Genomic DNA, 26,911 nt, shown 5'->3' with positions numbered 1-26,911 from the left:
AGCGGTTCGCTGGGGTATGGCGGCCCGTCTTCCTATCAGGCATGAGGCTTGCTTGCCCGCAAGGGCAAGGCAGCCGCTTTGAACTGGAAACTCCCGCATGGGCCGGCCTCCACCGGACGCGGGGCAACTTTGATAGCGCCGGCTTGCCCGGCCCACATGGAGAAGAGAAGAACATGGCTCGTATAGCCGGCGTCAACATCCCAACCAACAAGCGCGTCGTCATTGCGCTTCAGTACATTCACGGCATTGGCAAGAACTTCGCCCAGGAGATCGTCGACAAGGTCGGCATCCCGGCCGAGCGCCGCGTCAACCAGCTGACCGACGCGGAAGTGCTGCAGATCCGCGAGACGATCGACCGCGACTATCAGGTCGAGGGCGATCTGCGCCGCGAAGTGTCGATGAACATCAAGCGGCTCATGGACCTCGGCTGCTATCGCGGCCTGCGCCATCGCCGCTCGCTGCCGGTTCGCGGCCAGCGCACGCATACCAATGCGCGCACCCGCAAGGGCCCGGCCAAGTCGATCGCCGGCAAGAAGAAGTAATTTAGGGGAATAAGGGAGTAGGTGAGTAAGGCAGTAGGGAACAGCCGCGCGTTTCCCTACTGCCTTACTGCCCTATTCCCCTACTCCCTTACGAAGGTGGAGCCGCTGGCATTACGGCGGTGTAGAGATCAACTGAAAGGACCATTATGGCCAAGGAAGCCACACGTGTTCGCCGTCGCGAACGCAAGAATATTTCGTCGGGCGTTGCCCACGTCAACTCGACCTTCAACAACACGATGATCACCATCACCGACGCGCAGGGCAATTCGATTGCCTGGTCGTCGGCGGGAGCCCAGGGCTTCAAGGGGTCTCGCAAGTCGACCCCGTTCGCTGCCCAGATGGCTGCCGAGGACGTTGCCAAGAAGGCCCAGGAACACGGCATGCGCATGCTTGAGGTCGAAGTCTGTGGGCCCGGCTCCGGTCGTGAATCCGCGCTGCGCGCGCTGCAGGCAGCCGGATTTACCATCACCTCGATCCGTGATGTGACGCCGATCCCGCACAATGGCTGCCGCCCGCGCAAGAAGCGCCGCGTCTAAGAATTACCGAACGCCGCGCGAACGCCAGTAGCGTTCCTCCACGGCATTCCAGGTCGCCCGCCACGATTGGATGGTGGCGGGTCAACGGAAGGAAAGCATCATGATCCAGAAAAATTGGCAGGAACTGATCAAGCCGAACAAGATCGAGTTTTCGTCGAAGAAGAAGACGCTGACCACGCTGGTCGCCGAGCCGCTCGAGCGCGGCTTTGGTCTGACCCTCGGCAATGCGCTACGTCGCGTGCTTCTGTCTTCGCTGCGTGGCGCGGCAGTAACTGCCGTGCAGATCGACGGCGTTTTGCATGAATTCTCGTCCATCGCCGGCGTGCGCGAGGACGTGACCGATATCGTCTTGAACATCAAGGAAATCGCCATCCGCATGGAAGGTGACGGCCCCAAGCGCATGGTCGTGCGCAAGCAGGGACCGGGCGCTGTTCTCGCCGGCGACATCCAGACGGTCGGCGACGTCGAGATCCTCAATCCCGACCACGTCATCTGTACGCTGGACGAGGGCGCTGAAATCCGCATGGAGTTCACCGTCGATACCGGCAAGGGCTACGTTCCGGCCGACCGTAATCGTGCTGAAGACGCGCCGATCGGTCTCATCCCGGTCGACAGCCTCTACTCGCCGGTCAAAAAGGTCTCCTACAAGGTCGAGAACACCCGTGAGGGCCAGGTTCTCGACTATGACAAGCTGACCATGACGATCGACACCGACGGTTCGATCTCGGGCGAGGACGCGGTGGCTTTCGCTGCCCGCATCCTGCAGGACCAGCTTGGTCTGTTCGTCAATTTCGACGAGCCGCAGAAGGAAGTCGCCGCCGAGCAGGTGACCGAGCTTGCCTTCAACCCGGCGCTGCTCAAGAAGGTCGACGAGCTGGAGCTTTCGGTGCGTTCGGCCAACTGCCTGAAGAACGACAACATCGTCTATATCGGCGACCTGATCCAGAAGACCGAAGCCGAGATGCTGCGCACCCCGAACTTCGGCCGCAAGTCGCTGAACGAGATCAAGGAAGTCCTGGCGGCGATGGGCCTGCACCTCGGCATGGAAGTGCCGGATTGGCCGCCGGAAAACATCGAAGACCTCGCCAAGCGTTACGAAGATCAATACTAAGCATGGTCCCGAACCGAAGGTCAGCGCAGCAAAAAGTTGCAGATTTTTCGGACAAGATCATGCGGCTAACCAACTGAGGCTGTGGCCTCTTGAACCCGGAATGAAGGAGAAGAGCCATGCGCCACGGATTTAAAGGCCGCCGGTTCGCCCGCAGCATAAGCCATCGCAAGTCGATGTTTGCCAACCTTGCCGTATCGCTCATCGAGCATGAGCAGATCCTCACCACATTGCCGAAGGCGAAGGATCTGCGTCCGATCGTCGAAAAGCTGGTGACGCTCGGCAAGCGCGGCGATCTGCATGCCCGCCGTCAGGTGATTGCCCAGATCGGCAATGAAGGTGTCGTCAAGCGCCTGTTCGACACGATCGCGCCGCGCTACGCCACCCGCAATGGCGGCTATCTGCGCATCATGAAGGCGGGCTTCCGCCACGGTGACAATGCCGCCATGGCAGTCATCGAGTTCGTCGATCGCGACACCTCGGCTAAGGGCGCCGGCGACCGTGCCCGCATCGAGGCAGAAGGCACCGACGAGGAAGCCGCAGCCGCATAAGCTTCGGTTTGCGTAAAGAGTTCAAAGGGGCCTGCGGGCCCCTTTTTGTATTCCGAAATGCGGCAGGGAACATTTGCGACCATTTCTTGGCTCAGCTCAGACCTTATCGCTCAAAATGATTCGATTTCATTGCCTTAGCCTTTCATTTTGCACAATCGTCGGGACAATGGCGCCCGACCCGGAGGATTCGGAATGCACGTAAAACGGCTGTCTCTTGTTCTACTCTGCGCCTTGATGGCGCTGGCAGTCGTGCCGGCGGCCAGGCAGGCGCTGGCTCAGGACACCAAGGCGGATCCCGGTCTGTCCGATGTGCTGACCGACATGCTGCGCGGCGCCGAAGGCGAAAATGCCACCTCCGGTCCAGACAAGCGCGTGCCGTTCGGCCGCGAGGAGGTGCAACTGTCCTTCGCGCCGCTGGTCAAGCAGACGGCGCCGGCCGTGGTCAATGTCTATGCCTCGCAAACGGCCAAGATGAGGTCGCCCTTTGACGGCGATCCGTTCTTCGAAGAGTTCTTCGGCCGTTCGCAGCCGCGTGCGCAGTCCTCGCTCGGCTCCGGCGTGCTGGTCGATCCGACAGGCATAGTGGTCACCAATTTCCACCTCATCAAGGACGCCGATCAGGTCAAGGTCGCCACCGCGGACGGGCGTGAATTCGACAGCAAGGTGCTGCTCAAGGACGAGACGCTTGACCTCGCCGTGCTCAAGATCTCCTCCGACAAGCCATTTCCGGTCGTCGCCATCGGCGATTCCGACGCGCTCGAGGTTGGCGACCTGTTGTTGGCCATCGGCAACCCTTTCGGTGTCGGCCAGACCACGACCAGCGGCATCGTTTCGGCGCTTGCCCGCAGCCACATCGGCGTTTCCGATTCCAGTTTCTTCATCCAGACGGACGCAGCGATCAATCCGGGCAATTCCGGCGGTGCGCTGATCAACATGGGTGGCCAACTGGTCGGCATCAACACGGCGATCTACAGCCGCAGCGGCGGCTCGATCGGCATCGGCTTTGCTATTCCCTCCAACATGGTTCGCGCGTTTGCCGATGCGGCCAAGGCCGGGCGCGACTTCTTCGAGCGGCCCTATATCGGCGCCGAATTCGAGCGCGTGACACCGCAGATCGCCGAATCGCTCGGTCTGGAGACCCCGACCGGGGCGCTGGTTTCGACCGTCGAAGAAGCAGGGCCGGCGGCCACGGCGGGGCTCAAACCCGGCGATGTCGTGCTGTCGCTCAACGGCACGCCGGTCGAGAGTATCGAGGCGCTGGATTACCGAATGGCGACGCTGTCGATCGGCACCAATGCCAGCTTCGGCGTCCTCAGCAAAGGCCAGCAAGCGACGATGGAGATTGCGCTGGAGCGCGCGCCGGAAGGTGCAAAACTCGCGGAAGTGACACTGCGCGGTCGCAGCCCGTTTTCCGGCGCCAAGGTTGCGGACCTGTCGCCTCGGCTCGCGCAGCGGCTCGGCATGCGCACAGATGTCAAGGGTGTTACCGTGGTCGACATCAATCGCGGTTCGCCTGCAGCCGGTTTCGGCTTCCAGCCGGGCGACATCGTTCGCGAGGTCAATGGCTTAACCATCGACACCGCCGAGACCCTGGAACAGGCAGCCATGGAAGAGACGCGCTGGTGGCGCTTTACCGTCGAGCGAGGCGGGCAGATACTGCGCCAGGTGTTGCGTTACTAAGCCCGAGCCTCGATCCTTCGGACGAGATCGCGCTCAACGAAAAGAAGTGCATGGCCGATCTGTTCAGTGTCGATGAACCGGAAAAGGCGCCGCCCGGCAGGCCGCTGGCCGACCGACTGCGCCCGAAGAACCTCGGCGAGGTCGTTGGCCAGGAGCATCTGACCGGGCCTGACGGCGCACTGACGCGGCTGATCGGCTCCGGCTCGCTCGGCTCGATGATCTTCTGGGGGCCGCCCGGGACGGGCAAGACCACGGTCGCGCGGCTGCTTGCCGGCGAAACCAGCCTTGCCTTCCAACAGATATCGGCGGTGTTTTCCGGTGTCGCCGACCTGAAGAAAGTATTCGAGGCGGCAAAGCTGCGCCGCACCAACGGCCGTCAGACGCTGCTCTTCGTCGACGAGATTCATCGCTTCAACCGGGCCCAGCAGGACAGTTTTCTGCCTGTGATGGAAGACGGCACAGTCGTGCTGGTTGGCGCCACCACGGAGAACCCGTCCTTCGAGCTGAACGCGGCGCTTCTATCCCGCGCGCGCGTGCTGGTCTTCCATTCGCTCGGTGAGGACAGCATCGCAAAACTGCTGGTGCGTGCCGAGGAGACCGAGGGCAGGGCGCTGCCGCTCGACGATGAGGCGAGGGCGATGCTCATCCGCATGAGCGATGGCGATGGCCGCGCGGCGCTGACGCTGGCCGAAGAGGTCTGGCGCGCCGCCAAGTCAGGCGAGGTGTTCGGCGCCGAGGGCCTGCAGCGCATCGTCCAGCGCCGGGCGCCGATCTACGATAAGGGCCAGGACGGCCACTACAATCTGATATCGGCGCTGCATAAATCGGTGCGCGGCTCCGACCCGGACGCCGCCCTCTATTATCTCGCCCGCATGTTCGACGCCGGCGAGGATCCGCTCTATCTCGGCCGCCGGCTGGTGCGCATGGCGATGGAGGATATCGGACTGGCAGACCCGCAGGCGCTGGTCATCGCCAATGCCGCCAAGGATGCCTACGACTACCTGGGCTCGCCAGAGGGCGAGCTCGCCTTCGCCGAGGCCACCGTCTATCTCGCCAGCGCGCCCAAATCCAACGCCGTCTACACCGCCTTCAAGGCCGCCACTCAGGCGGCGAAGGAGTTCGGCTCGCTGCTGCCGCCCAAACACATCCTCAACGCGCCGACCAAGCTGATGAAAGAAGAAGATTACGGCGCCGGCTACCGTTACGACCACGACGAGCCGGACGCTTTTTCCGGACAGGATTATTTTCCGGAAAAGATGGGCCGCCGCACATTCTATGATCCTCCGGAGCGCGGTTTCGAGCGTGATATCAGGAAACGGCTCGACTATTGGGCGAAGCTGCGCGGTGAGCGGAACAAATAAGCTCGCTTCATTCGGCCGGATCGGCAAACGGCATGTTTGGATCACTGACATAGAACAGAACCATGCGCGCCGTCTGCCGCGCGTCCAGGTTCCGTCCGGTCATTTTGACCAGCGGCGGTTCGACAAAAATCTCTCCGGCTTTCACCGTGACCGCTTCACGCCCGTCCAGTTCCAGAGTGAAAGTGCCCTCCAGCATGTAGACCGTTACCGGAAAGCGATGCGAATGATAGGGTGTGCAATCGCCGGGCTCGAGCGTGGCCAGAAGCACGCGTATTTCCTGGTCGGACGTTTTGGGCATTGCTGCGGTTGCTTCCCGGTGCAGCACCTGCAATTTGGCGGCGCCCGTTTCCCGCGCCGAGATGGTGACGCCGACCGTGAGGCCGGAGATCGCCGAACCGACTTCCGCCGTCTTGTGCATCGCCGTTCTCCATTTCACCAGGCTGAGCTTAGTACCGGTGCTGTGCGGGCGGCAGCAGCAAGGTTGCGGAGCAAGCATGCAAGGATGCATAACATCGGCGATGTTCGACTGGAGCGACCTTCGCTATTTCCTGGCCGTCGCGCGCCATGGCAGCACACTTGCCGCCTCAAGGGCGCTCGGCGTGAATCAGTCGACGGTGCATCGGCGCATCGCCGAGCTTGAGCGGCGCATCGGCGGCCCGCTGATGTTGCGCTACCCCGCCGGTTACCGGTTGACGGAGTTCGGCGAGGCGCTGCTTCCGGCGGCCGAGGCCATCGAGACGTCCGTGATGGCACTCGAACGCCGGATCGTCGCCTATCGCAGCGACCTGGCTGGAACCATTCGGCTGACCGTTCCGGAACCACTCGTTTCACGCATTGTCGGTTCGACGCTGCTCGACATGTTTCATGCGCGCTACCCGGCATTGCGCATCGAATTTGTGATGAGCGACCGCTATCTCGATCTGTCCAAGGGGGAGGCCGACATCGCGCTCAGATCCGGTGAGCCCGCTGACGAAACCCTGATTGGCCGCAAGATCGCCGACTCCATCTGGGCCGTCTATGGCAGCCGCTCCTATGTCCAGCAACACGGCGCTCCGCAACGTATCGAGGATGTTGGGCGTCATGCACTCGTCGGTTTTGACGGCATGCTGATCAATCACCGAGCGGCAAAGTGGCTCGCGGCGATAGCGCCAGGCGCCAATATCACGGCGCGCAACAACAGCGTGCTGGGTGTCCTGCATGCCGTCAAATCGGGGATCGGCATTGCGCCGCTGCCGACAACGATCGCCGATATGGACGACGATCTGGTCCGGATCCTGCCGCCAGTGCCGGAACTGACAAGGGGTTGGTATCTGCTGACCCACCCAGAGCTTCGGCAAACTCCACGCATCCGCGCATTTTTCGATTTCGTCGTCGAAAAGCTGGACATGGTCCGCCCGATCCTGATGGGATGATGGACGACCTGCTCGACAGGCCTGCGCACGGACCTGCGGCGAAGCGTCCGAAGCGGTTGCGGCCTCCGCTCACACCACTGTGATGTGCAGGGTGGAGCGCATTCGACGATTTGTGCATCCGCCAACTCCGAGTGCACGCGGCAGGGATTGACCGAGAAGGCCCTGTAAGGGCAGTAGACGGCGATGATTAATCTCCTCCTCGTTGCCGCGGGCGGCGCTATTGGTGCGGGGCTGCGCCACGTCGCCAATTTCGTCGCGCTGCGTCTTGTCGGCCCGAGTTTTCCCTGGGGCACGATGGCGATCAACATTGTCGGCTCCTTTGCGATGGGTCTGTTCATCACGACCCTGGCGCGGCGCTACGGCGGATCGAACGAGCTTCGGCTGTTCGTCGCCACTGGCATTCTTGGCGGTTTCACCACCTTCTCCGCCTTTTCGCTCGATTTCGCGACGCTGTGGGAGCGTGGCGCGACGCTGCCGGCGTTCGGATATGCCCTTGCCAGCCTCATTGGCGCGATCATTGCGCTGTTTCTGGGTCTTTGGCTCGCAAGAAGCCTCCCTTAATGCTATTGCCCCCGCTCACATCGCCGCGTGTCCCTTAGGACGCGCAAAGGACGCTGTAGCATTTTGATTTTGCGCATGACCTTTCCGAAAAACGATTTCAGGTCATGCGCTGGAAACGGGTAAAACGAGACAATGGCAGGCGTAGAACAGATCACGGTGGAGGCCGGCGAGGCGGGCATGCGGCTCGATCGCTGGTTCAAGACCCATTTTCCGGGTCTCGGCTTCGGCCATCTGCAAAAGCTGCTGCGCTCCGGCCAGATCCGAGTCGATGGTGGCAGGGTGAAGGCTGATACCCGCGTCGAGCCGGGCCAGACGGTTCGCATCCCACCGCTCGAAGTGGACAAGAAGGGCGAGAGCCCGCTCACCGGTCACTCGATCCGCAATCAGGGCGACGCCGACGTTCTGGCCCAAATGCTGATCCATGAAGATCCGAAAGTCTTCGTCTTCAACAAGCCTGCAGGCCTTGCCGTTCAGGGTGGCTCGGGTGTCACCCGCAATGTCGACGACATGCTGGAAGCCTGGCGCAACCAGAAGGGCGAGAAACCGCGTCTGGTGCACCGGCTCGACCGCGACACGTCAGGCGTGCTGGTCGTCGCCCGCACCAGGCTCGCCGCCATGAAGCTTGCCGAGGCGTTCCGGGCGCGTGAGACCAAGAAGACCTATTGGGCGCTGGTCAAGGGCGTGCCGCCGAAGCGCGAGGACAAGATCTCGACCTGGCTGATCAAGGAGCCGACGCCCGACGGCGACCGCGTGCGCGTTGCCAAGCATGGCGAAAAGGGCGCGGACCACGCGGTGTCTTATTACCGGATCGTCGAACAGGCGGCGCAGACCCTGTCCTGGCTGGAAATGGAACCCTATACCGGCCGTACCCACCAGCTTCGCGTCCATGCCGCTCACATCGGCTGCCCGATCATCGGGGACCCCAAATATTTCGAGGCCGACACCAATTGGGATTTCCCCGGCGGCATGCAGAACCGCTTGCATCTGCACGCGCGCCGCATCGTCATCCCGCATCCCGACAAGGGGTTTATCGACGTTACCGCACCGATGCCGCCGCATATGCGCCAGAGCTGGAACCTGATCGGCTTCGACGACGCCAGCGCGGAGGACTAGGTCCAGTGGGTATCGCCACCGATACACTCGACCGCCGCGACAGGGTCGACATGGCGGCGGCCGCCATTATGGTTGGGCTGACCTTTTCCTGGGGGCTGAACTACGTCGCCGCCAAAATCTCCTATGCCGGCTACGATCCCGTTTTCCTGTCGATCGCACGGTCGGTCATTGGCGGGCTGTGCGTGCTCGCCTGGTGCCGCTGGCGCGGCATTGTGCTTTTTACCCGCGACGGAACGTTTGTCGCCGGCATTCTGGCAGGCGCGCTTTTTGGTCTCGAGTTCCTGTTTCTCTATGTCGGGCTCGAACAGACGACCGTCGCGCGCAACACCTTGCTGGTCAACACCATGCCGTTCTGGGTGCTGGTCGGCGGGCATTTCCTGCTGAACGAACGCATCACCGCGCGCCGGCTCGTCGGACTTCTGCTCGCATTCGCTGGATTGGTCGCGGTGTTCTCCGACCAGCTGAGCGCCGATAATGGTGCGACACTGACCGGTGACCTGCTCAGTCTCGGCGCTGGCATTCTCTGGGCCTTGACCTACATCGTCATCAAGCGGACGAAATTGGCGGAAACGAGCGCCGAGAAATTGCTGCTCTACCAACTGGCCGGCGCTGCCGTAGTCGGCGCCCTGGTGCTGCCTTTCGCCGGGCCGCCCGTCCGCGATTTCGCCGCGTTGCCGACCTTGGCCCTGCTTTTCCAAGCGGTCTACATCGTCGCCTTCACCTATGTGCTGTGGTTCTGGCTGCTCAGGCGCTATCCGGCATCGGGCCTGTCGAGCTTCACCTTCCTGTCACCGGTGTTCGGCGTGCTGTGCGGCGCCATCTTCTTGAACGAGCCGCTGACCATTCGTATTTTCCTGGCACTCGGCCTCATCGCAGCCGGTCTGGTCATTGTGAATCGGCCGGCCCGAAAACATATCCCCGGATGAAAGGCTCCGGCATGCGCGATATTCTCAACGACCTCGAAGCGGGAAAGCAGCTTTCCGATCCGGATCCGGTGCGCCGTGCCCAGATCCAGATGAAGACGCAACTGCCGAAACGCTTCTACAAAGCCGTCTCGGTCGCACCGGCCGAAGATGTTTTTGCCGTTCATCTCGATGGCAAGCCGGTCCGCACGCCGGGCAAGGCGCTGCTGGTCCTGCCGACCGAAAAAGCGGCTGCTCTGGTCGCCGACGAGTTCGCTGCGCAAGGTGAGACCATCGACCCGGTGACGATGCCGGTCATGCGTCTGGCCAATACGGCCATCGACGGTGTCGCCAGTGACCCGCAAGCGGTGCTGGAGGACATCCTGCGGTTCGCCTCATCCGACCTGCTCTGCTATCGCGCCGACGCCCCGCAGGGGCTGGTCGACCGGCAGAACGAATATTGGGATCCCATCATCGACTGGGCGCGGAGCGCGCTCGGCGCCCGGTTTCATCTCGCCGAGGGGGTGATCCATGTCGAGCAGCCGCGCGAGAGCATCGCAGTGCTCGGTGTTCATCTTGCCCAGCGTGCCGACCCGCTACGGCTGGCGGCCATCCACGTGATGACGTCGCTGACGGGGTCGGCCCTGTTGGCGCTGGCCGTCGATTTCGGCGAGATCGACGGCGAGGCAGCCTGGGCCGCCGGCCATGTCGACGAGGACTGGCAGGCCGAGCACTGGGGCCATGACGCAGGGGCTGTCGCTCGCCGTGCCCACCGCAAGCGCGATTTCGTGGCGGCCGTCGGTCTTCTCGAGGCACTCAAAGCCTAATCGCAACGCCGCCCGCGTTGCACGTTAGGGCGACGTGCGTCCAGTCGGACGCACAAAGTACGCTCTAACACTTTGAATCAATGCATCGGCCCGAAGATCGATTCCGATCTTCGGGCCGATGCATTGGACCAAAGTCATAATCCCAAAGGCGGGCTGCCTCTGGGCGACGCTTTCTGTCATTTCTCGCGGCGATTGCTGCCCGAGTTCGTGTCCAGAGGCACGACACCGCGCAGCATCAAGCACAGCGAGATGTCACGGGAGGACGAATTCATGGCAATGGCAGCGACCGCCGGCAGAGCAAGCCGCGGCATGACGCGGGAAGAGAAGAAAGTCATCTTCGCTTCCTCACTCGGCACTGTTTTCGAATGGTATGATTTTTATCTCTACGGCACCTTGGCGGCCGCGATCGGCGCTGCGTTCTTCACGCAATATCCGGAAACAACGCGCAACATCTTCACGCTGCTGGCTTTCGCGGCAGGCTTCCTCGTGCGCCCGTTCGGTGCGCTGGTGTTCGGCCGCATCGGCGATCTCGTCGGCCGCAAATACACCTTTCTCGTCACCATCCTGATCATGGGCCTGTCGACCTTCCTGGTCGGCATACTTCCTGGCGCGGCCAGTTGGGGCATCGCGGCGCCGATTATCCTGGTTGCGCTGCGCATGCTGCAAGGCCTGGCGCTCGGTGGCGAGTATGGCGGTGCCGCGACCTACGTCGCCGAGCACGCACCCGACGACCGTCGTGGCTTCTACACGTCATGGATCCAGACGACGGCCACGCTCGGCTTGTTCCTGTCGCTGATCGTCATCCTGATCGTGCAGAATTCGCTGAGCAAGGAAGACTTCGCGGACTGGGGCTGGCGCATTCCGTTCCTGGTCTCTGCTGTCCTGCTGGGCATTTCGGTCTGGATTCGCCTGTCGCTTGCCGAATCGCCGACATTCCAGCGGATGAAGGACGAAGGTAAGGGCTCCAAGGCGCCACTGACGGAAGCGTTCGGCCAATGGAAAAATGCCAAGATCGCCATTCTGGCGCTTCTCGGCCTTACCGCCGGCCAGGCCGTGGTCTGGTATAACGGCCAATTCTATGCGCTGTTCTTCCTGCAGAACGTGCTCAAGGTCGACGGCCAGTCGGTCAATATAATGATCGCTATCGCGCTGGCGCTCGGAACGATATTCTTCGTCGTGTTCGGCTGGCTTTCCGACAAGATTGGCCGCAAGCCGATCATCATGGCGGGCCTGGCGCTGGCGATCGTCACGACCTTCCCGCTGTTCAAGGCGCTGACCTGGGCAGCCAACCCGGCGCTCGCCACCGCGCAGCAAAACACCCGTGCCACGATTACCGCAGCGCCTGGCGACTGCAAGTTCCAGTTCAATCCGACTGGAACGCGCAAGCCTCTCACGTCGTGCGATATTGCAACGGACTTCCTTGCCAAGAGCTCCGTGCCCTATGACATTGTCACGACAGCGGCACCGGGAACGGCGGCCAGCGTCAAGATCGGCACCGAAACGGTGGCGTCCTATGATGCCGTGGCAGCCGCAGACAAGGCAACTTCAAGCGACGCCGCGTTCAAGAAGGCAATCAACATTGCGTTGCAGGACGGTGGCTATCCGCTGAAGCGTACTGCGGCCAAGGTCGCCGACCAGAAGCTTGACGCCTTTGTCGCGGCCAATCCGGAACTGAAGCTCGACGCCGCCGCAATCCGCGCCGGCGACAAGACGACGGTTGCGGCCGACCAGGCGGTCAAGGACAAGCTGCTGACGGTCAATGAGGCTGCGGCGGGAGCGCCCGAGATCACCGTCTACAATGTCCCGGGAGCAGGCGCCTTTGCGATGTTTGCCGACCCTGAACAGGTCAGCTGGGCAAAGGTCATCGGCATCCTGTTCATCCTGGTCCTTTACGTGACCATGGTCTACGGACCGATCGCCGCGATCCTGGTAGAAATGTTCCCGACCCGCATCCGCTATACCGGCATGTCGTTGCCCTATCACATCGGCAATGGCTGGTTCGGCGGCCTGCTGCCGGCGACGGTGTTCGCGCTCAGCGCCTACAGCGGCGATATCTACTACGGCCTCTGGTATCCGGTGGTGATCGCGGCGATGTCGCTGGTCATCGGCACGATCTTCGTCAGGGATACGCTGGGAACCGACTTGCACGCCAAGACCTGATCCTGGGCTGACAGCAAAAATGCAAAGCCCGGCGCGAGCGATCGCGCCGGGCTTTTACAATTCGTCAAAGCGATTCGGAGGAAAGGTTTAGCTCTTCCGCTCCTGTTTTTCTTCCTCGATGGCGGCCTCGTGGTACCAGCCGCTTCCGAAATCCGTACGGTTGCGCAATGAAGCAAGCTCTGCCGCGAATTTAGCCTTTCCGCTTAAATTTGAGGCAGAGGCGCGCGCTGCCAGCGGGAACATCAGGATTTTGGCCGACTGACGGGTAGGAGTGATTTCCATAGTCGGTCTCCCTTCTTCTGCAGAGCCTTGCCGATTCAATCTTTCCCGAAGATAGGTTCTGCAATCGAGTTAGGCAATATGATTATAAAAAGATCAGTATCTGCCTGTTATTTATACAAAACATGCTTGTGATTGATCCGGACGCATTGCGATTGCGCGGCGCCGGATTTGTTGGGATGCGGCGCCACTTTTGTCGCATCCTTGGCCGCTGAAAATGGCACACGAATTGCTCTTTAATAATCCGGCAGGTCGGCTGCAGGGTGGCTGGCATGCCGGCGCCGTCCAAGGTTCGGTGATCAAAGCAACGAGAGGCTAGAATGACGAAATACAAGCTCGAGTACATTTGGCTCGATGGATACACCCCGGTTCCCAACCTTCGTGGAAAGACGCAGATCAAGGAATATGCCGAATTTCCGACGCTCGACCAGCTTCCGCTGTGGGGCTTCGACGGTTCCTCGACCATGCAGGCCGAAGGCCACTCGTCCGACTGCGTGCTGAAGCCGGTCGCCATCTATCCGGATCCCGCGCGCACCAATGGCGTGCTCGTCATGTGCGAAGTGATGATGCCGGACGGCGTGACGCCGCATGTTTCCAACAAGCGCGCCACCATCCTCGATGACGAGGGCGCCTGGTTCGGCTTCGAGCAGGAGTATTTCTTCTACAAGGATGGCCGCCCGCTCGGCTTCCCCGAAAGCGGTTACCCGGCGCCGCAAGGCCCGTACTACACCGGCGTTGGCTATTCGAACGTCGGCTCCGTCGCCAGGCAGATCGTCGAGGAGCACCTCGACCTCTGCCTTGCCGCCGGCATCAACCACGAAGGCATCAACGCCGAGGTAGCCAAGGGCCAGTGGGAATTCCAGATTTTCGGCAAGGGCTCCAGGAAGGCCGCCGACCAGATGTGGATGGCCCGCTACCTGATGCAGCGCCTCACCGAGAAATACGGGATCGACATCGAATACCACTGCAAGCCGCTCGGCGACACCGACTGGAACGGTTCCGGCATGCACGCCAACTTCTCGACCGCCTATATGCGCGAAGTCGGCGGCAAGGACTATTTCGAGGCGCTGATGGCTGCCTTCGACAAAAACCTGATGGATCACATCGCCGTCTACGGGCCGGACAACGACAAGCGTTTGACCGGCAAGCATGAGACCGCGCCATGGAACAGGTTCAGCTATGGCATCGCCGACCGGGGCGCCTCGATCCGAGTGCCGCATTCCTTCATCAACAATGGCTATAAGGGTTACCTCGAGGATCGCCGCCCGAACTCGCAGGGCGACCCCTACCAGATCGCCTCGCAAATCCTGAAGACGATCGCCTCCGTCCCGGCCAGCGCCGAGGTTTCGGCTGCCGCTTGAGCATGCAGTCACGGCGTGGACTTCGTGTCTGCGCCGTGTCTCGCTCTCGTCGCGTCGGCGTTTTGCCAAGGGCGACTACACCAACTGCTCGATTTGTATTCTCCATCCCAAACAAAAAACCCCGCCGGATCGCTCCGGCGGGGTTTTGTTTGTCCCTTAGCCGATCCGGTCAGACCGAATAATACATGTCGTATTCGACCGGATGCGGGGTCATTTCGAAGCGCATCACTTCGGCCATCTTGAGCTCGATGTAGCTGTCGATCTGGTCGTCGTCGAACACGCCGCCTGCCTTCAGGAAGCCACGGTCCTTGTCGAGGCTCTGCAAGGCTTCGCGCAGCGAGCCGCAGACGGTCGGGATCTTCTTCAGTTCCTTCGGCGGCAGGTCGTAGAGATCCTTGTCCATCGGCTGGCCGGGATGGATCTTGTTCTTGATGCCGTCCAGGCCGGCCATCAGCATGGCGGCAAAGGCGAGGTAGGGGTTCGCGCCCGGATCGGGGAAGCGGACCTCGACGCGCTTGGCCTTCGGCGACGAGCCGAATGGAATGCGGCAGGAGGCAGAGCGGTTGCGCGCCGAATAGGCGAGCAGCACCGGCGCTTCATAGCCCGGCACCAGACGCTTGTAGGAGTTGGTCAGCGGGTTGGTGAAGGCGTTGATCGCCTTGGCGTGCTTGATGATGCCGCCGATGTAGAACAGGCAGCTCTCCGAAAGGCCGGCATATTCGTTGCCGGCGAAGGTCGGCTTGCCGCCCTTCCAGATTGACTGGTGGACGTGCATGCCCGAGCCGTTGTCGCCAAAGACTGGCTTCGGCATAAAGGTGGCCGTCTTGCCGTAGGCATTGGCGACCTGGTGCACGACATATTTGTAGATCAGCATTTTGTCGGCGTTGCGGACCAGAGTGTCGAACTTGATGCCGAGTTCGTGCTGGGCAGCGGCGACTTCGTGGTGATGCTTCTCGACGCGCACGCCCATTTCGGCGAGCACGGTCAGCATCTCCGAGCGCATGTCCTGCGCCGAGTCGATCGGCGGCACCGGGAAATAGCCGCCCTTGATGCGCGGACGATGACCGAGATTGCCCGTCTCGTAGTCGGTGTCGTCATTGGAGGGCAGTTCGGTGGAGTCGAGCTTGAAGCCAGTGTTGTACGGATCGGCCTTGTACTTGACGTCGTCGAACACGAAGAACTCGGCTTCCGGGCCGACGAAGATCTGATCGCCGATGCCTTCCGCCTTCATGTAGGCTTCTGCCTTCTTGGCGGTGCCGCGCGGGTCGCGGTTGTAGGATTCTCCGGAGATCGGATCGAGGATGTCGCACAGGATAACCATGGTCGACTGTGCGAAGAACGGATCCATATGCACTGTCTCGGTATCGGGCATCAGCACCATGTCGGACTCGTTGATCGCCTTCCAGCCGGCGATGGAAGATCCGTCGAACATGACGCCGTCGGCAAACATGTCTTCCTCGACCTCAACGACATCCATCGTCACGTGCTGCAGCTTGCCCTTCGGATCGGTGAAGCGCAGGTCAACGAATTTCACGTCGTTGTCCTTGATCTGCTTCATGATGTCTTTGGCTGTCGTCATGTCATGTTTCCCTGTGTGATGACGTTTCGAGGAGATGATCTGAAATCAGAAAGCTCAGACCGCGTCCATCCCTGTTTCCCCGGTGCGGATGCGTACAACTTCCTCGATGTTGGAGACGAAGATCTTGCCGTCGCCGATCCGGCCGGTCTGGGCGGCCTTGCGGATGGCTTCGATCGCGCCTTCGACCGCGTCGTCGCCGAGCACGACCTCGATTTTCACCTTGGGCAGAAAATCCACGACATATTCAGCGCCGCGATAGAGTTCGGTATGGCCCTTCTGGCGGCCAAAACCCTTGGCTTCCGTAACGGTGATGCCTTGCAGCCCGGCCTCCTGAAGCGCTTCTTTCACTTCGTCTAGTTTGAACGGCTTGATGATCGCTTCGATCTTTTTCATGTAAAAAGTGGCCTCCACTGCCAAAAAGACGGGTTGTGAGCCCCGCTTGCGCCTCCTTCAAGCACGAACTGTGCCAATTTGAGGGGATTCGAAGCGGTATCACGCGATTTCGATGCCATGCCGCGTTGGGGGATAAATTCGCGTCATTCGCCGTGTTGGATGCGTCATGGATACTGGGAACCTACACATTGTCGGCGCTTCCGTCCGCACAATAATTGGGCAGACAGAGCATTTCGCGAGCATTTGTGCTTCGAAGAGGCCATTGTCCCTAACGATGTGCTTATAGATCGTGCCCTCTCATCACCGTTTGCTTCGAACCGAAAACTGGACAATGTTTGACCACAGGGATCGGGGTTTGACCACAGGGATCGGGCTTGAGCCAATGCGGATCGGCATCCATGAACAATGAAATTTTGTCTCCGGCCGAAATGGCTGAGGCCGACTGGTTGACGATTTCCGCCGGACCACTCAACGGCATTGGCCTGATGCGCAATGCAGGTGCCGCGGTCGCTGCGGTGGTGCTCGCCCGTTTTCCGGCTGCCAGACGCGTACACGTACTGTGCGGGCCCGGCAACAATGGCGGCGACGGATATGTCGTCGCCCGCATTCTTCAGGACAGCGCCGTCGACGTCTTGATGTGGGCATCCGGCTTCCCCAAAGCCGGCAGCGACGCGGCGCTCGCCGCTTCGGAATGCCGGGTCGGGCCTCGGCCGCTGTCGGAATTTGCCGCCGAGGCAGGAGCGATCCTGGTCGACGCGCTCTATGGGGCAGGGCTGTCCAAGCCGCTGTCCGGCGATGCCGCCAAGGCGGTCGAGGTCGCGACAGAGCTGAACCTGCCTGTCGTTGCGGTCGATCTGCCCTCAGGTGTGTCAGGCGAGAGCGGCCAGGTTCTCGGCCAGGCATTCCACGCCCGGATCACGGTGACGTTTGCGCGAAAAAAGCCCGGCCATCTGCTGTTGCCTGGGCGCGAGATGTGCGGCGAGTTGGTGCTTGCTGATATCGGCATCGGCGACGGGATTGTTGCGCAGCTTGAACCGCGAACCTTCGAGAACACCCCGCCGCTTTGGCTAGGGAACTTCCCGGTTCCAGCCGTCGACGCCCATAAGTACAGGCGCGGCCATGTCTGCGTCTTTTCCGGCGGGCCGTCGGCGACGGGCGCCGCACGGCTGTCGGCGGTTGCCGCGGCCAGAAGCGGGGCAGGGGCGGTGACCGTGCTGTCGCCGGCGAACGGGCTGCAGGCGAACGCCGCGCATCTGACCTCGATCATGCTGCGCAAGGCCGACAGCATCGCGGACGTACAGGAATTCATCGGCGACCGCCGGCCGACGGCTTTCGTCCTCGGACCCGGATTCGGCGTCGGCGAAAAAACACGGGATTTTGCCGTTGGCGTGCTGGCCACCGGGCAGCGGCAAGACGGCAGGGCCGACGGGCTGGTCCTCGATGCGGATGGCATCACCTCGTTTCGCGATACCCCGAAAGTTCTGTTCGAAGCCGCCCGTCGTCTGAACACGCCAGCGCTGGTGCTGACGCCGCATGAGGGCGAATTCGCCAGGCTGTTCCCAGACATCGCCGGAGACAGGAACCTGTCCAAGCTGGCCAAGGCGCGCTCTGCGGCCGAGCGCGCCGGCGCCATCGTCGTCTACAAAGGCGCGGACACGGTGATCGCGGCGCCCGATGGCAGAGCGGCGATCAACTGCAATGGCGCGCCATGGCTGGCCACCGCCGGTTCGGGCGACGTGCTGTCGGGGGTCATTGCCGGCTTCCTGGGGCAAGGCATGCCGGCTTTCGAAGCCGCCTGTGCGGCGGTCTGGATTCATGCCGAGGCCGGCAGCCGTTTCGGACCAGGGCTGATCGCCGAGGATTTGCTGCTGGCGCTGGTGCCGGTGCTGCGCGAGCTTGCCGAATGTCGCAACGAGGTGACTGCTCGATGAGCCGCGGGTTCGCGCTGCTTGCCGCAATCTTCGTCGCCGTTTTCATGGCGCACACCGCGCGTGCCGAAGGTCCCGTGACCATTGTCGACGATCCGGCCGTGCTCGCCGCCCTCGATGCCAAGGGTTTTGATTTCGCCGGCATATTCGGTCTCGATGGCGACGGGCGCGACCTGAAGGCGCTCTATGACAAGGCGCCGGCCTATCACCAAATCATCGAAACGGTTGCAAGAGATGTCGCCGCACTGCGGGCCGAGATGAAGGCCGGTGGGCGGCCGCTCTACGAAGTCACCGACGGCAATGTTGGCCGCATCATGGACATGCGCTGGCTGAAGTCCGACGCCGCGCGCTTCCGGCTGGTCGGTGTCGTCAATAGGCTCGATCGGCGTGATTTCGCCGAAATACGAGGCGACGGGCGCTGCGGCGAGGTGCGTTTCATCTACCGCCTTGCCTACAGCTTCAAGAAGAACGGCAAGGTTCTGGCTTCGCGCCTGCCGTTCAACTTCAATGCCATCTACAGCGCCGCGCCGGACGCCGACGGCGGCTGCGTCGGCGTTGCCGGGCGCTGGACGCCGCAGCTCGACGAGACCGTCGATACCGGCTGGCTCATCGGCGGGCCGCTGGAGAAGGCCGGACTGAGCTTCAAGCAGCTCGAGCTCAACGCCCAGGTGGTGCGCTTTCCCTCCGGCCAGGAGACCGAATTCGGCGGGCAGGCCGCCTATCTCATGCGGATTTTTGGCCTCGATAGAGAGACGGTCATCGAAAAGTCGCTGGAAAACACGCCCGACGCGGCGCGGCTTGCCGACGACGCCGCGCTGAAAGCAAAACTCGCCGACTATATCAGCGCCAATCTCGCGGCGGTCGATCTCGGCGTCTACGAAATCCCGCATGAATTCCTGGCGAAGAAGGTCATCTCGTGGTCGACTTTCGGCAGCGCAAGGCAGGCCAATCACCCGTTCACGCCGCTATTCCAGCCCGCGGATTTTTCTGGGCTCGACTATTCCGCGCTGAAGCTGGTGCGCACGCCGGAAGCGCTGGTCGAGCGGCTCGACAATGGCGCCTGCCAGGGGTGTCATCAAGCTGGTTCGACCGCTGGTTTCCATTTCATCGGCCTCGATGACAAGACGACTTCGCCGCTGAACCGCATCGAGGTCGGTATCTCGCCGCATCTTCATGCCGAGATGCCGCGACGCGAGGCCTGGCTGCGCGCGACCGCAGAGGGCAAGGAGCCGAACCGATTCCGCCCTTTGTCCTTCGCGCCGCCGGCTGCATGGAAGGACGCGGACGAGGTCGCCTATCTGCCGGCCGAGGTGGCGATGCCGTGTCTCATGCCGGAGGATGCGGCCGGCTTCGGCACAACCTGGCAATGCGACGGCGGCACCGTCTGCACGGCCCTGGCGACTGCATCCGGCGTGCGGACGAAGCAGGCGCAATGCTTGTTGCCCAAGGACAGCGAAAAGATGTTTTCCGGCCATCCATGTCTGACCGGCTCGATCACCAGCAACCCGGGGCAGCCTTTCAATGACCGCTACAGCATATCAGGCCAGTTCGCGGCCTTCGCGACCGACATTTCGCGCGCCGCCTACACCTGCCGGCCGCCGAAGATCGGCGTGCCGGCCGGCATTGCCTATCGCGGCTGCGACGACAAGGATCGTGCCTTTGCCGCCTTCAAGCCGGGCAAGCCGATGCCGAACGAGATCTGCGGGCTGGTTGGCGGGAAAAAATTCGACATTTGCGTGGCGACCAACAATTTCGACCAGTGCCTAGGCGGCGCAGTCAACCGCGGCAACCGGCCGGCCTGCTCGGCCGATCATTTCTGCCGTGAGGATTATATGTGCCAGTCGCTACCGCCCGATACGCCTGGTATCGGCAGGGTGAAAGGTATCGGCTTCTGCTCGCCGACCTATTTTATCTTCCAGATGCGCATCGACAATCATGCCACGCCGTGGTCGGGCGCCGTCCGCGCGACGATGGGCGCGGGGTTCGGCGCGGCGGAAGCGGAGTGACCGGTACCTCGTCGCAAAAATCCAAATGGATCGCCTACCGATCGAGATAATCGGCGATTTTCGATGTCCATTCACTGTCGAAATGGCGAACTCGCTCTGCGACCATTTCATTGCTCAGCAGGCTCGACAGGGCAGGAACCAAAACCGGCTCTATCGTTGGAACGGAGCTATATCCAAGAGCAGCCAGACGTTCCGACCATGGTGGATGGTCCGCCTTCTCGTCATCGGGGGCGTCCCAGGCCTTCAGTGCATATTCTTGCAGAAGGCTGGTGCTCGACAAGTCGCTGCACACCGCCAGAACTCTATTGAGCGGCGGGCGAGGCGGTGCCATCGCACCAAGCAACTCACACTTGAGCGGATTGTAAACCCGATCATCGAAGAACTTATCGGCTGCGGCGATCAGGAGCAGGGCGCGCGCCGCTTCGTGCGAATCGCCTGACATTGCCGCATGACGATCGGCATCGATTTCCGCTCGTCTCGATAGCCGTATTCCTTCGCGTTCCAGAGAGTACGACAGCGGAGCCAGCATCCAGTAAAACAGGCTGCCGGAAACTGTTTTTCCGGGAGGAGCATATTCGAAAATCAAATCGAAGCTTTTGTCGAGCTCGGCAAGATTGAGACCGCCGTTTGTGTCCCTGTTTTTCAGATGAGCGTTTTCGTGAGCAAGGATTGCCGAAAATGCCTTTTCGTCGGTCACGGCAAGCAACGGGATACCGACGGTCAAGATCGCCCGACGGCCAAGCAGACCCAGAAACGGGCGCTCTTCCCCAATGCTGGCGTTCAGATCACTGCTTAGCACAATCGTCGTCTGGCTGGCGCGATGTTTGCCAGCCACGCTTTCCCACACTGCCCACAATTTTGGCGCCGAGTCCCGAGTAATACCTTCCACCCTGCTAGGCCGAAACCCGGCAAACAATGCTCCAATTAACAGAACGAAAGCCAGCATTGCAGCCGGTACGGCAATAACACCGCCCGCGATAGCCGCGAGCGGATGCCGGTCAACGAGCAGCAGCCAGAGGAGCACCGGGCAGAAAAGCGGCAGAACAAAAAGCAGTCGGCAAACCTGCCGAAGTGCTCTCCCGTGTAGAGGACCAGGCGCGACATCAGCGTCTCACAACGGAATGTTGTCGTGCTTCTTCCAAGGGTTCTGCATATCCTTGTTGCGCAGCATGCGGAGCGCGCGCGCAATGCGGCGGCGGGTCGAATGCGGCATGATCACCTCATCGACATAGCCGCGCTCGGCGGCGACGAAGGGCGACAAGAAGCGATCCTCGTAAGCCTTTGTATGCGCTGCGATCTTCTCCGCATCGCCGATGTCCTTGCGATAGATGATCTCGACCGCGCCCTTGGCGCCCATCACCGCGATCTGCGCCGTCGGCCAGGCATAGTTCATGTCGCCGCGCAGATGCTTTGACGCCATCACGTCATAAGCGCCGCCATAGGCCTTTCGGGTGATGACGGTGATCTTCGGGACGGTCGCTTCGGCATAGGCGAACAAAAGCTTGGCGCCGTGCTTGATCAGCCCGCCATATTCCTGCGCGGTGCCGGGCAGAAAGCCTGGAACGTCGACAAAGGTGACGATCGGAATCGAGAAACAGTCGCAGAAGCGCACGAATCGCGCCGCCTTGCGGCTGGCGTCGGAATCGAGCACGCCGGCCAGCACCATCGGCTGGTTGGCGACGAAGCCCACCGTGCGGCCTTCGACGCGGCCGAAGCCGGTGACGATGTTTTTCGCAAAACTCTGCTGGATCTCGAAGAAGTCACCCTCGTCGGCAACTTTAAGGATCAACTCCTTGATGTCGTAGGGTTTATTGGCGTTGTCGGGGATCAGCCGGTCGAGCGACAGATCGTGATCGGTGACCGACTGGTAGCATTCGATCTCGGGGATATCAGCCGTATTGGAGGCAGGCAGCAGATCGACCAGCCGGCGCATCTGCAGCAACGCCTCGACGTCATTGTCGTAGGCGCCATCGGCAATCGAGGACTTGGTCGTGTGGACGGAGGCGCCGCCGAGGCTCTCGGCAGTCACCGTTTCGTTGGTGACCGTCTTCACCACGTCCGGCCCGGTGACGAACATGTAGGAGGTGTCGCGCACCATGAAGATGAAGTCGGTCATGGCAGGCGAATAGACGTCGCCACCGGCGCAAGGGCCCATGATCAGTGAAATCTGCGGGATGACGCCGGAGGCGAGCACATTGCGCTGGAAGATCTCGGCATAACCGCCAAGTGCTGCCACGCCTTCCTGGATGCGGGCGCCGCCGGCGTCGTAGAGGCCGATGATCGGTGCGCGGTTGCGCAGCGCCATCTCCTGCACCTTGACCACCTTTTCGGCGTGGGCCTCGGACAGCGAGCCGCCGAACACGGTAAAGTCCTTGGCGAAGACATAGACCGGGCGGCCATTGACGGTGCCCCAGCCGGTGACGACGCCGTCGCCGGCGATTTTGGTCTTCTCCATGCCGAAATCGGTCGAGCGGTGCTCGACATACATGTCGAACTCCTCGAACGAGCCCTCGTCGAGAAAGACGTCGATGCGTTCGCGCGCGGTGAGCTTGCCCTTCTTGTGCTGAGCGTCGATGCGGGCCCGGCCGCCGCCCATGCGCGCCATGTCGCGGCGGCGCTCGAGTTCCTTCAGCACGTCCTTCATCGCTCGATCCCCAAAAACGGAAAGCCTGATTTGTGGTAATCATGGCAGCAGGGCAGCGCAAGCGCCGCTTCGCCATGGCTTTCGCTGCGCTGCAACATAACGCCCCTTGCATTTCGCGGCGAACTGGGCCATATGCGGCGACATAGGCGCTTGGGCCGGGAGTATCCGGCCTTCTCGACGAATGAGACTGGTTGCGTCTGTTTTCCCTCTTTCCGAGATCGGCAAGGCGGCGAAAAAGCCCCGCGGCATGATGCATGCGGGCACGACAGCGCAGCCGCGCGGACGATTATGTCCGCCGCCTTGTCGTTCCATGAGAATTTTTCGACGGCAGGTTGCGCCCTGCCGCCACTGATGTTTGCGGCCAGGAGCCGCGTGAAAGAAGAATATTTTGACCAACGAAAACACTTTGGCCGGTAAGGACACTGGGGAACTTTCGGGTTTCGCAGCACTTGGAATTACCGGCGCGCTGCTCAAGGCCACCCACGGCGCCGGCTTCACTGATCCCAAACCGATCCAGGCCCAGGCGATCCCGCCGCAGCTGGAAGGCCGTGACATTTTCGGCATCGCCCAGACCGGTTCGGGCAAGACCGCGGCGTTCGCGCTGCCGATCTTGTCGAAGATCATCGGGCTCGGCACCAAGCGCCGGCCGAAGACCGCTCGTGCGCTGATTCTCGCGCCGACGCGCGAACTGGCCGTGCAGATCGAAGATACCATCAAGATCCTGGCCAAGGGCGCGCATGTCTCGACCGCGCTGGTGCTGGGCGGCGTCTCGCGCTTCAGCCAGGTGAAGAAGGTTGCCCCCGGCGTCGACATCCTGATCGCCACGCCTGGCAGGTTGACCGACCTGGTGCGCGAGGGCGACCTCGTGCTTGCCGACACCAAATGGCTGGTGCTCGACGAGGGCGACCGCATGCTCGACATGGGCTTCATCAACGACGTCAAGCGCATCGCCAGGGCAACCGCGCCGGACCGTCAGACGGTGCTGTTCTCGGCGACCATGCCGAATGAAATCGCCGAGCTGGCGAAAGGCCTGCTGAAGAATCCGATCCGCGTCGAGGTCGCGCCGCAGAGCACAGCTGCGGCCGAGATCGTGCAGGGCGTCGTCTTTGCCCGCACCAAGCAGAAGCGCCAGGTGCTGTCGACGATGCTGGCCGACGAGGCAATGAAGTCCGTCATCATCTTTTCGCGCACCAAGCATGGCGCCGACAGGGTGACCAAGGACCTCGAGCGCGACGGCTTCAAGGCCGCCGTCATTCACGGCAACAAGTCACAGAACGCTCGCCAGAAGGCGCTGAACGATTTCCGCGAGGGTTCGGTGCGCATTCTTGTGGCGACTGATATTGCAGCGCGCGGTATCGACGTGCCCGGCATCAGCCACGTGGTGAATTTCGACCTGCCGGACGAGGCGGAGAGCTATGTCCACCGCATCGGCCGTACCGGCCGCAACGGCATGGACGGCATCGCCATCACGCTCTGCGATCCGTCCGAGAACAGCAAGCTGCGCCAAGTCGAGCGTATCATCCGCACCAAGCTGCCGATCGTTGCCGACCATCTCGGCAGCCCCGACCCGCAGCGCAATCCCGCCGAAAAGAACGAGCGCAGCTTCGAGCCGGCCAACGACCGCAATGGCCGTCGCGACGGCAGGCGGCCAGGTGGCCAGAACAACGGCTTCGGCAAGAAGCGCTTCGGCGAGGCCTTCGCCGGCGAGCGTAAGCCGGAAGGCGCCAAGCCGTTCAAAGGCAACAACAAGCGTCGTTTCGGCGGCAAGCGGCCAGCAGCGCGGGCTGCGTAATCAGATAGTGCATCCGGCCGAGCCTGTCGGGCTCGGCTCGGCTGCTCACAATTGAAAAAGGCGATCGGACGATGCTTCGGTCGCCTTTTTCGCCTGAGATCTACTTCACCACCGCCTCTACCCACACAACAATGCGCTGCGCGAGGAAAGCCGTGGTTGCTGGCGACAGCGCGTCACCGGCGATAACGTGGTTGTCCCGATCGCCGGTATCATCGACCGGCACCAGTTCGTGCGCGGTGCCCCAGCGCCCGGCAATTTCGCGGGTGCGGTCGGACCGCACGATCTTGTCCGAATCCGAAAAGATGAAGAGGGCAGGGATGGTCGCCTTCTCTACCGGCGCGCCGTAGGCAAGCTCAGTCAGCGCCACCATCGGCAGGGTCGCCGCGATCGGATAGCGGTAGGTCCAGAATTTCTCGTGCAGGGCATTGCGTGGCACGAAGCTGCGCTGCTTGCCGGCGACCAGCTCGGCGATCTCTCGGCCCCACGGCATGGTCAGGAGTTCGGCGCCGGAAGCCTTGACGCCGAAATTCGGCGAGATGAACGCGATTGCCGCAACCCCGTTCGAGGCGCCCGGCTGCGTCGCAGCCCAGGCTGCCAGCGAGCCGCCGGTCGAGGTGGCGATGACGATCACCTTGTCGCCGATCGCCCGGCCAATGGCGAGCGCTTCCTCGTAGTCGTTGATCCAGGCGTTGACGCTGCCTTCGGCCATCGCGGCACCGCCCTGTCCGTGGCCGGTGAGGCGGGTGTAATAACGGTTGGCGTCGAGCTGGTCGGCCACTTCGTCCGGCAGCGGACGAACCTCGCCCTTCGACGCCGAAAAGCCGTGGATATAGACGATTGACAGCGGCGTCCTGGCATGAACCATCGGATTGGCCCAGATGATTTCCTTTTCCAGCCCGTCGTAGATGCCCGGTACGGCAGCCTCCTTGCCTGCCAGATAGGCTTGCGGGTCATCGCCGATCACAGAAGGATCGAAGCGGATCGTGGTGTCGGCTTGGACGCGCGGGCCAAGCACGAAGGCAAGAAAAAGAATGATGGCGAGACCCAACACCGCAAGCACGATTCGTCGCCCCATCGCAGACTCCACGCAACAATTCTCAACCTATGGCCGCGATGGCAAACAGGCAACGACGTCCCGCCCGCGGGATCGCCAACTTGATGGCCGGGCTATTCGCTGGGCGGCTTGCGGTCGAAATTCAGCGGACGCGCCTTCCAGCGGGTCGTGGTGCTGATGACCCATCGGCAGAACGGTCTCGGCAGGATTCTGAGCAGCTTCAGGCCCCAGCTCAAGCGGCGCGGGAAGGTGACTTCGAAGCCGCCGGAATTAATGCCGCGCGCCATGCGGCGCGAGGCGCGATTGACGGGCATCAACCCGGGCATCGGCAGCAAATTCTTCTCGGTCAGCGGGGTGTCGACAAAGCCCGGGTTTATCACCTGGATGCGGACGTTCATCTTGTCGAAATCGTACTTCAGCGACTCGGCGAGGATATTGATCGCCGCCTTGGTGCCGCCATAGGCGGCTGTGGTCGGCCAGCCGAAATAAGCGGTGACCGAACCGACCAGGACGATATGGCCGCGGGCGCGGACGCGCATGCGTTCGATGACCGGCACCAGGCCGTTGATGATGCCGAAATAATTGACATCGAAGGACTGGCGAAATCCACGGACGGTGAGGTCTTCGCCGGCGGTCGCAATATAGCTCCCGGCATTGAAGACGGCCAAGACGATCGGGCCAAGATCCTTCTCGATCGCTGCGACCGTCTTTGCCATGCGTCTCTCATCGGTGACGTCGCAAGGATAGGCCGTGACATGGCCCGGCATCTGCGCCGTCTCGACAACAAGCGTGTCGATCGGATCCTCGTCGAGCGCCGTCACCGCGACGGCATAGCCTTGCGCCGCAAGGTCCTTGCCCAGTGAACGGCCGATGCCGCTGCTGCCGCCCGTTATCCAGGCGACGCCGTGCTTCGGGTGGGCCCGATAGAGTGTCATGCTATGCCCTGCGACTTTTCTTAGCCTGTGCTCTAGCGGTGAAGAAATCGGATTAAAAGAGCGCTTTTCAATGGGGAGCTTCAATGAATGGCGGAACGCAAGGTCTATGTTAGGAGATTGCAGCCCTGAAATGCCGCTGGACCAGGCAAATTCTTGCCTTGAAACCGAAGCTTCGGGTTTCTAGGGT

General features: G+C 61.9%; 24 protein-coding genes. 16 read left to right on the top strand and 8 right to left on the bottom strand.

Annotated features, from left to right (window positions below; all coding sequences use genetic code 11):
- Window positions 1-173 precede the first annotated feature (173 nt).
- The 6 genes from rpsM (at window position 174) to ACWUKX_RS15055 (ending at window position 5,778) form a co-directional block, all read left to right on the top strand.
- A complete protein-coding gene (rpsM, locus tag ACWUKX_RS15080; RefSeq protein WP_029352234.1) occupies window positions 174-542 on the top strand; it encodes a 30S ribosomal protein S13 in 369 nt (122 codons plus the stop codon).
- A 146-nt stretch (window positions 543-688) separates the two neighbouring features.
- Entirely contained in the window at window positions 689-1,078 is a 390-nt protein-coding gene (gene rpsK, locus ACWUKX_RS15075) for a 30S ribosomal protein S11 (protein ID WP_023799279.1), read from the top strand.
- A 100-nt stretch (window positions 1,079-1,178) separates the two neighbouring features.
- Window positions 1,179-2,189: a DNA-directed RNA polymerase subunit alpha gene (locus tag ACWUKX_RS15070; protein WP_023799278.1), complete on the top strand. Its 1,011-nt coding sequence runs from the start codon at window positions 1,179-1,181 to the stop codon at window positions 2,187-2,189.
- A gap of 116 nt (window positions 2,190-2,305) precedes the next feature.
- The gene (gene rplQ / locus ACWUKX_RS15065; RefSeq protein ID WP_023799277.1) at window positions 2,306-2,737 is read left to right on the top strand and encodes a 50S ribosomal protein L17; all 432 of its coding nucleotides are present in this window, start codon (window positions 2,306-2,308) and stop codon (window positions 2,735-2,737) included.
- 192 nt (window positions 2,738-2,929) lie between these two features.
- On the top strand, window positions 2,930-4,417 hold the full coding sequence (locus ACWUKX_RS15060) for a DegQ family serine endoprotease (protein ID WP_456007686.1): 1,488 nt from the start codon (window positions 2,930-2,932) through the stop codon (window positions 4,415-4,417).
- Window positions 4,418-4,467: 50 nt separating this feature from the next.
- A complete protein-coding gene (locus ACWUKX_RS15055) occupies window positions 4,468-5,778 on the top strand; it encodes a replication-associated recombination protein A (protein ID WP_127315873.1) in 1,311 nt (436 codons plus the stop codon).
- A 7-nt stretch (window positions 5,779-5,785) separates the two neighbouring features.
- On the opposite strand, the gene ACWUKX_RS15050 is transcribed toward ACWUKX_RS15055, so the two are convergent.
- Window positions 5,786-6,196: a cupin domain-containing protein gene (locus tag ACWUKX_RS15050; RefSeq protein ID WP_456007684.1), complete on the bottom strand. Its 411-nt coding sequence runs from the start codon at window positions 6,194-6,196 to the stop codon at window positions 5,786-5,788.
- A 76-nt stretch (window positions 6,197-6,272) separates the two neighbouring features.
- Between ACWUKX_RS15050 and ACWUKX_RS15045 the strand changes: the two genes are divergently transcribed.
- The 6 genes from ACWUKX_RS15045 (at window position 6,273) to ACWUKX_RS15020 (ending at window position 12,753) form a co-directional block, all read left to right on the top strand.
- The gene (locus ACWUKX_RS15045) at window positions 6,273-7,190 is read left to right on the top strand and encodes a LysR family transcriptional regulator (protein ID WP_456007682.1); all 918 of its coding nucleotides are present in this window, start codon (window positions 6,273-6,275) and stop codon (window positions 7,188-7,190) included.
- Between the two features lie 183 nt (window positions 7,191-7,373).
- Window positions 7,374-7,751 carry a fluoride efflux transporter CrcB gene (gene crcB / locus ACWUKX_RS15040; protein ID WP_029352249.1) on the top strand — a complete coding sequence of 126 codons (378 nt, stop codon included), beginning with the start codon at window positions 7,374-7,376 and terminating at the stop codon, window positions 7,749-7,751.
- Window positions 7,752-7,883: 132 nt separating this feature from the next.
- Complete coding sequence (locus ACWUKX_RS15035) at window positions 7,884-8,864, top strand: RluA family pseudouridine synthase (RefSeq protein WP_455840476.1); 981 nt, start codon at window positions 7,884-7,886, stop codon at window positions 8,862-8,864.
- 50 nt (window positions 8,865-8,914) lie between these two features.
- Window positions 8,915-9,790, top strand: coding sequence for a DMT family transporter (locus ACWUKX_RS15030; RefSeq protein WP_456007814.1), 876 nt, complete (start codon window positions 8,915-8,917; stop codon window positions 9,788-9,790).
- An 11-nt stretch (window positions 9,791-9,801) separates the two neighbouring features.
- A complete protein-coding gene (locus tag ACWUKX_RS15025) occupies window positions 9,802-10,593 on the top strand; it encodes an ATP12 family chaperone protein (protein ID WP_456007680.1) in 792 nt (263 codons plus the stop codon).
- A 270-nt stretch (window positions 10,594-10,863) separates the two neighbouring features.
- Entirely contained in the window at window positions 10,864-12,753 is a 1,890-nt protein-coding gene (locus tag ACWUKX_RS15020) for an MFS transporter (RefSeq protein ID WP_456007678.1), read from the top strand.
- Window positions 12,754-12,840: 87 nt separating this feature from the next.
- Here the strand turns inward: ACWUKX_RS15020 and ACWUKX_RS15015 are convergent, their stop codons facing one another.
- The gene (locus ACWUKX_RS15015; protein ID WP_127211217.1) at window positions 12,841-13,035 is read right to left on the bottom strand and encodes a DUF2735 domain-containing protein; all 195 of its coding nucleotides are present in this window, start codon (window positions 13,033-13,035) and stop codon (window positions 12,841-12,843) included.
- A 317-nt stretch (window positions 13,036-13,352) separates the two neighbouring features.
- On the opposite strand from ACWUKX_RS15015, the gene ACWUKX_RS15010 reads away from it, so the two are divergent.
- The gene (locus ACWUKX_RS15010) at window positions 13,353-14,393 is read left to right on the top strand and encodes a glutamine synthetase beta-grasp domain-containing protein (RefSeq protein WP_456007676.1); all 1,041 of its coding nucleotides are present in this window, start codon (window positions 13,353-13,355) and stop codon (window positions 14,391-14,393) included.
- A gap of 169 nt (window positions 14,394-14,562) precedes the next feature.
- On the opposite strand, the gene glnA is transcribed toward ACWUKX_RS15010, so the two are convergent.
- On the bottom strand, window positions 14,563-15,972 hold the full coding sequence (gene glnA, locus ACWUKX_RS15005) for a type I glutamate--ammonia ligase (protein WP_292406131.1): 1,410 nt from the start codon (window positions 15,970-15,972) through the stop codon (window positions 14,563-14,565).
- Window positions 15,973-16,026: 54 nt separating this feature from the next.
- Window positions 16,027-16,365, bottom strand: a complete 339-nt coding sequence (locus ACWUKX_RS15000; protein ID WP_006205430.1) for a P-II family nitrogen regulator — start codon at window positions 16,363-16,365, stop codon at window positions 16,027-16,029.
- Window positions 16,366-16,763: 398 nt separating this feature from the next.
- Between ACWUKX_RS15000 and ACWUKX_RS14995 the strand changes: the two genes are divergently transcribed.
- Window positions 16,764-18,296: an NAD(P)H-hydrate dehydratase gene (locus ACWUKX_RS14995; protein WP_456007674.1), complete on the top strand. Its 1,533-nt coding sequence runs from the start codon at window positions 16,764-16,766 to the stop codon at window positions 18,294-18,296.
- On the top strand, window positions 18,293-20,299 hold the full coding sequence (locus tag ACWUKX_RS14990; protein ID WP_456007672.1) for a hypothetical protein: 2,007 nt from the start codon (window positions 18,293-18,295) through the stop codon (window positions 20,297-20,299). Before ACWUKX_RS14995 ends, ACWUKX_RS14990 begins: the two co-directional genes overlap by 4 nt.
- Window positions 20,300-20,333: 34 nt before the next feature.
- Here the strand turns inward: ACWUKX_RS14990 and ACWUKX_RS14985 are convergent, their stop codons facing one another.
- Window positions 20,334-21,134, bottom strand: coding sequence for a M48 family metallopeptidase (locus ACWUKX_RS14985; RefSeq protein WP_456007670.1), 801 nt, complete (start codon window positions 21,132-21,134; stop codon window positions 20,334-20,336).
- 276 nt (window positions 21,135-21,410) lie between these two features.
- A complete protein-coding gene (locus ACWUKX_RS14980) occupies window positions 21,411-22,943 on the bottom strand; it encodes an acyl-CoA carboxylase subunit beta (RefSeq protein ID WP_455840483.1) in 1,533 nt (510 codons plus the stop codon).
- 388 nt (window positions 22,944-23,331) lie between these two features.
- Here ACWUKX_RS14980 and ACWUKX_RS14975 point away from each other — a divergent pair, with 388 nt between their 5' ends.
- Complete coding sequence (locus ACWUKX_RS14975) at window positions 23,332-24,735, top strand: DEAD/DEAH box helicase (protein WP_029352295.1); 1,404 nt, start codon at window positions 23,332-23,334, stop codon at window positions 24,733-24,735.
- 100 nt (window positions 24,736-24,835) lie between these two features.
- Here ACWUKX_RS14975 and ACWUKX_RS14970 read toward each other — a convergent pair whose 3' ends face one another.
- Both ACWUKX_RS14970 and ACWUKX_RS14965 read right to left on the bottom strand, forming a co-directional pair.
- Window positions 24,836-25,810 (bottom strand): alpha/beta hydrolase, encoded by a 975-nt coding sequence (locus ACWUKX_RS14970; protein ID WP_456007668.1) that lies wholly within the window; start codon window positions 25,808-25,810, stop codon window positions 24,836-24,838.
- 92 nt (window positions 25,811-25,902) lie between these two features.
- Entirely contained in the window at window positions 25,903-26,724 is an 822-nt protein-coding gene (locus tag ACWUKX_RS14965) for an SDR family oxidoreductase (protein WP_456007666.1), read from the bottom strand.
- Window positions 26,725-26,911 lie beyond the last annotated feature (187 nt).

It is taken from the genome of Mesorhizobium sp. f-mel (assembly GCF_053850215.1).
This window is presented reverse-complemented; position numbering and strand designations above follow the sequence as displayed.

Coding starts and splice junctions, on each gene's coding strand:
- rpsM (WP_029352234.1), top strand. CDS start 174: ATGGCTCGTATAGCCGGCGTCAACATCCCAACCAACAAGCGCGTCGTC.
- rpsK (WP_023799279.1), top strand. CDS start 689: ATGGCCAAGGAAGCCACACGTGTTCGCCGTCGCGAACGCAAGAATATT.
- ACWUKX_RS15070 (WP_023799278.1), top strand. CDS start 1,179: ATGATCCAGAAAAATTGGCAGGAACTGATCAAGCCGAACAAGATCGAG.
- rplQ (WP_023799277.1), top strand. CDS start 2,306: ATGCGCCACGGATTTAAAGGCCGCCGGTTCGCCCGCAGCATAAGCCAT.
- ACWUKX_RS15060 (WP_456007686.1), top strand. CDS start 2,930: ATGCACGTAAAACGGCTGTCTCTTGTTCTACTCTGCGCCTTGATGGCG.
- ACWUKX_RS15055 (WP_127315873.1), top strand. CDS start 4,468: ATGGCCGATCTGTTCAGTGTCGATGAACCGGAAAAGGCGCCGCCCGGC.
- ACWUKX_RS15050 (WP_456007684.1), bottom strand. CDS start 6,196: ATGCACAAGACGGCGGAAGTCGGTTCGGCGATCTCCGGCCTCACGGTC.
- ACWUKX_RS15045 (WP_456007682.1), top strand. CDS start 6,273: ATGCAAGGATGCATAACATCGGCGATGTTCGACTGGAGCGACCTTCGC.
- crcB (WP_029352249.1), top strand. CDS start 7,374: ATGATTAATCTCCTCCTCGTTGCCGCGGGCGGCGCTATTGGTGCGGGG.
- ACWUKX_RS15035 (WP_455840476.1), top strand. CDS start 7,884: ATGGCAGGCGTAGAACAGATCACGGTGGAGGCCGGCGAGGCGGGCATG.
- ACWUKX_RS15030 (WP_456007814.1), top strand. CDS start 8,915: ATGGCGGCGGCCGCCATTATGGTTGGGCTGACCTTTTCCTGGGGGCTG.
- ACWUKX_RS15025 (WP_456007680.1), top strand. CDS start 9,802: ATGCGCGATATTCTCAACGACCTCGAAGCGGGAAAGCAGCTTTCCGAT.
- ACWUKX_RS15020 (WP_456007678.1), top strand. CDS start 10,864: ATGGCAATGGCAGCGACCGCCGGCAGAGCAAGCCGCGGCATGACGCGG.
- ACWUKX_RS15015 (WP_127211217.1), bottom strand. CDS start 13,035: ATGGAAATCACTCCTACCCGTCAGTCGGCCAAAATCCTGATGTTCCCG.
- ACWUKX_RS15010 (WP_456007676.1), top strand. CDS start 13,353: ATGACGAAATACAAGCTCGAGTACATTTGGCTCGATGGATACACCCCG.
- glnA (WP_292406131.1), bottom strand. CDS start 15,972: ATGACGACAGCCAAAGACATCATGAAGCAGATCAAGGACAACGACGTG.
- ACWUKX_RS15000 (WP_006205430.1), bottom strand. CDS start 16,365: ATGAAAAAGATCGAAGCGATCATCAAGCCGTTCAAACTAGACGAAGTG.
- ACWUKX_RS14995 (WP_456007674.1), top strand. CDS start 16,764: ATGAACAATGAAATTTTGTCTCCGGCCGAAATGGCTGAGGCCGACTGG.
- ACWUKX_RS14990 (WP_456007672.1), top strand. CDS start 18,293: ATGAGCCGCGGGTTCGCGCTGCTTGCCGCAATCTTCGTCGCCGTTTTC.
- ACWUKX_RS14980 (WP_455840483.1), bottom strand. CDS start 22,943: ATGAAGGACGTGCTGAAGGAACTCGAGCGCCGCCGCGACATGGCGCGC.
- ACWUKX_RS14970 (WP_456007668.1), bottom strand. CDS start 25,810: ATGGGGCGACGAATCGTGCTTGCGGTGTTGGGTCTCGCCATCATTCTT.
- ACWUKX_RS14965 (WP_456007666.1), bottom strand. CDS start 26,724: ATGACACTCTATCGGGCCCACCCGAAGCACGGCGTCGCCTGGATAACG.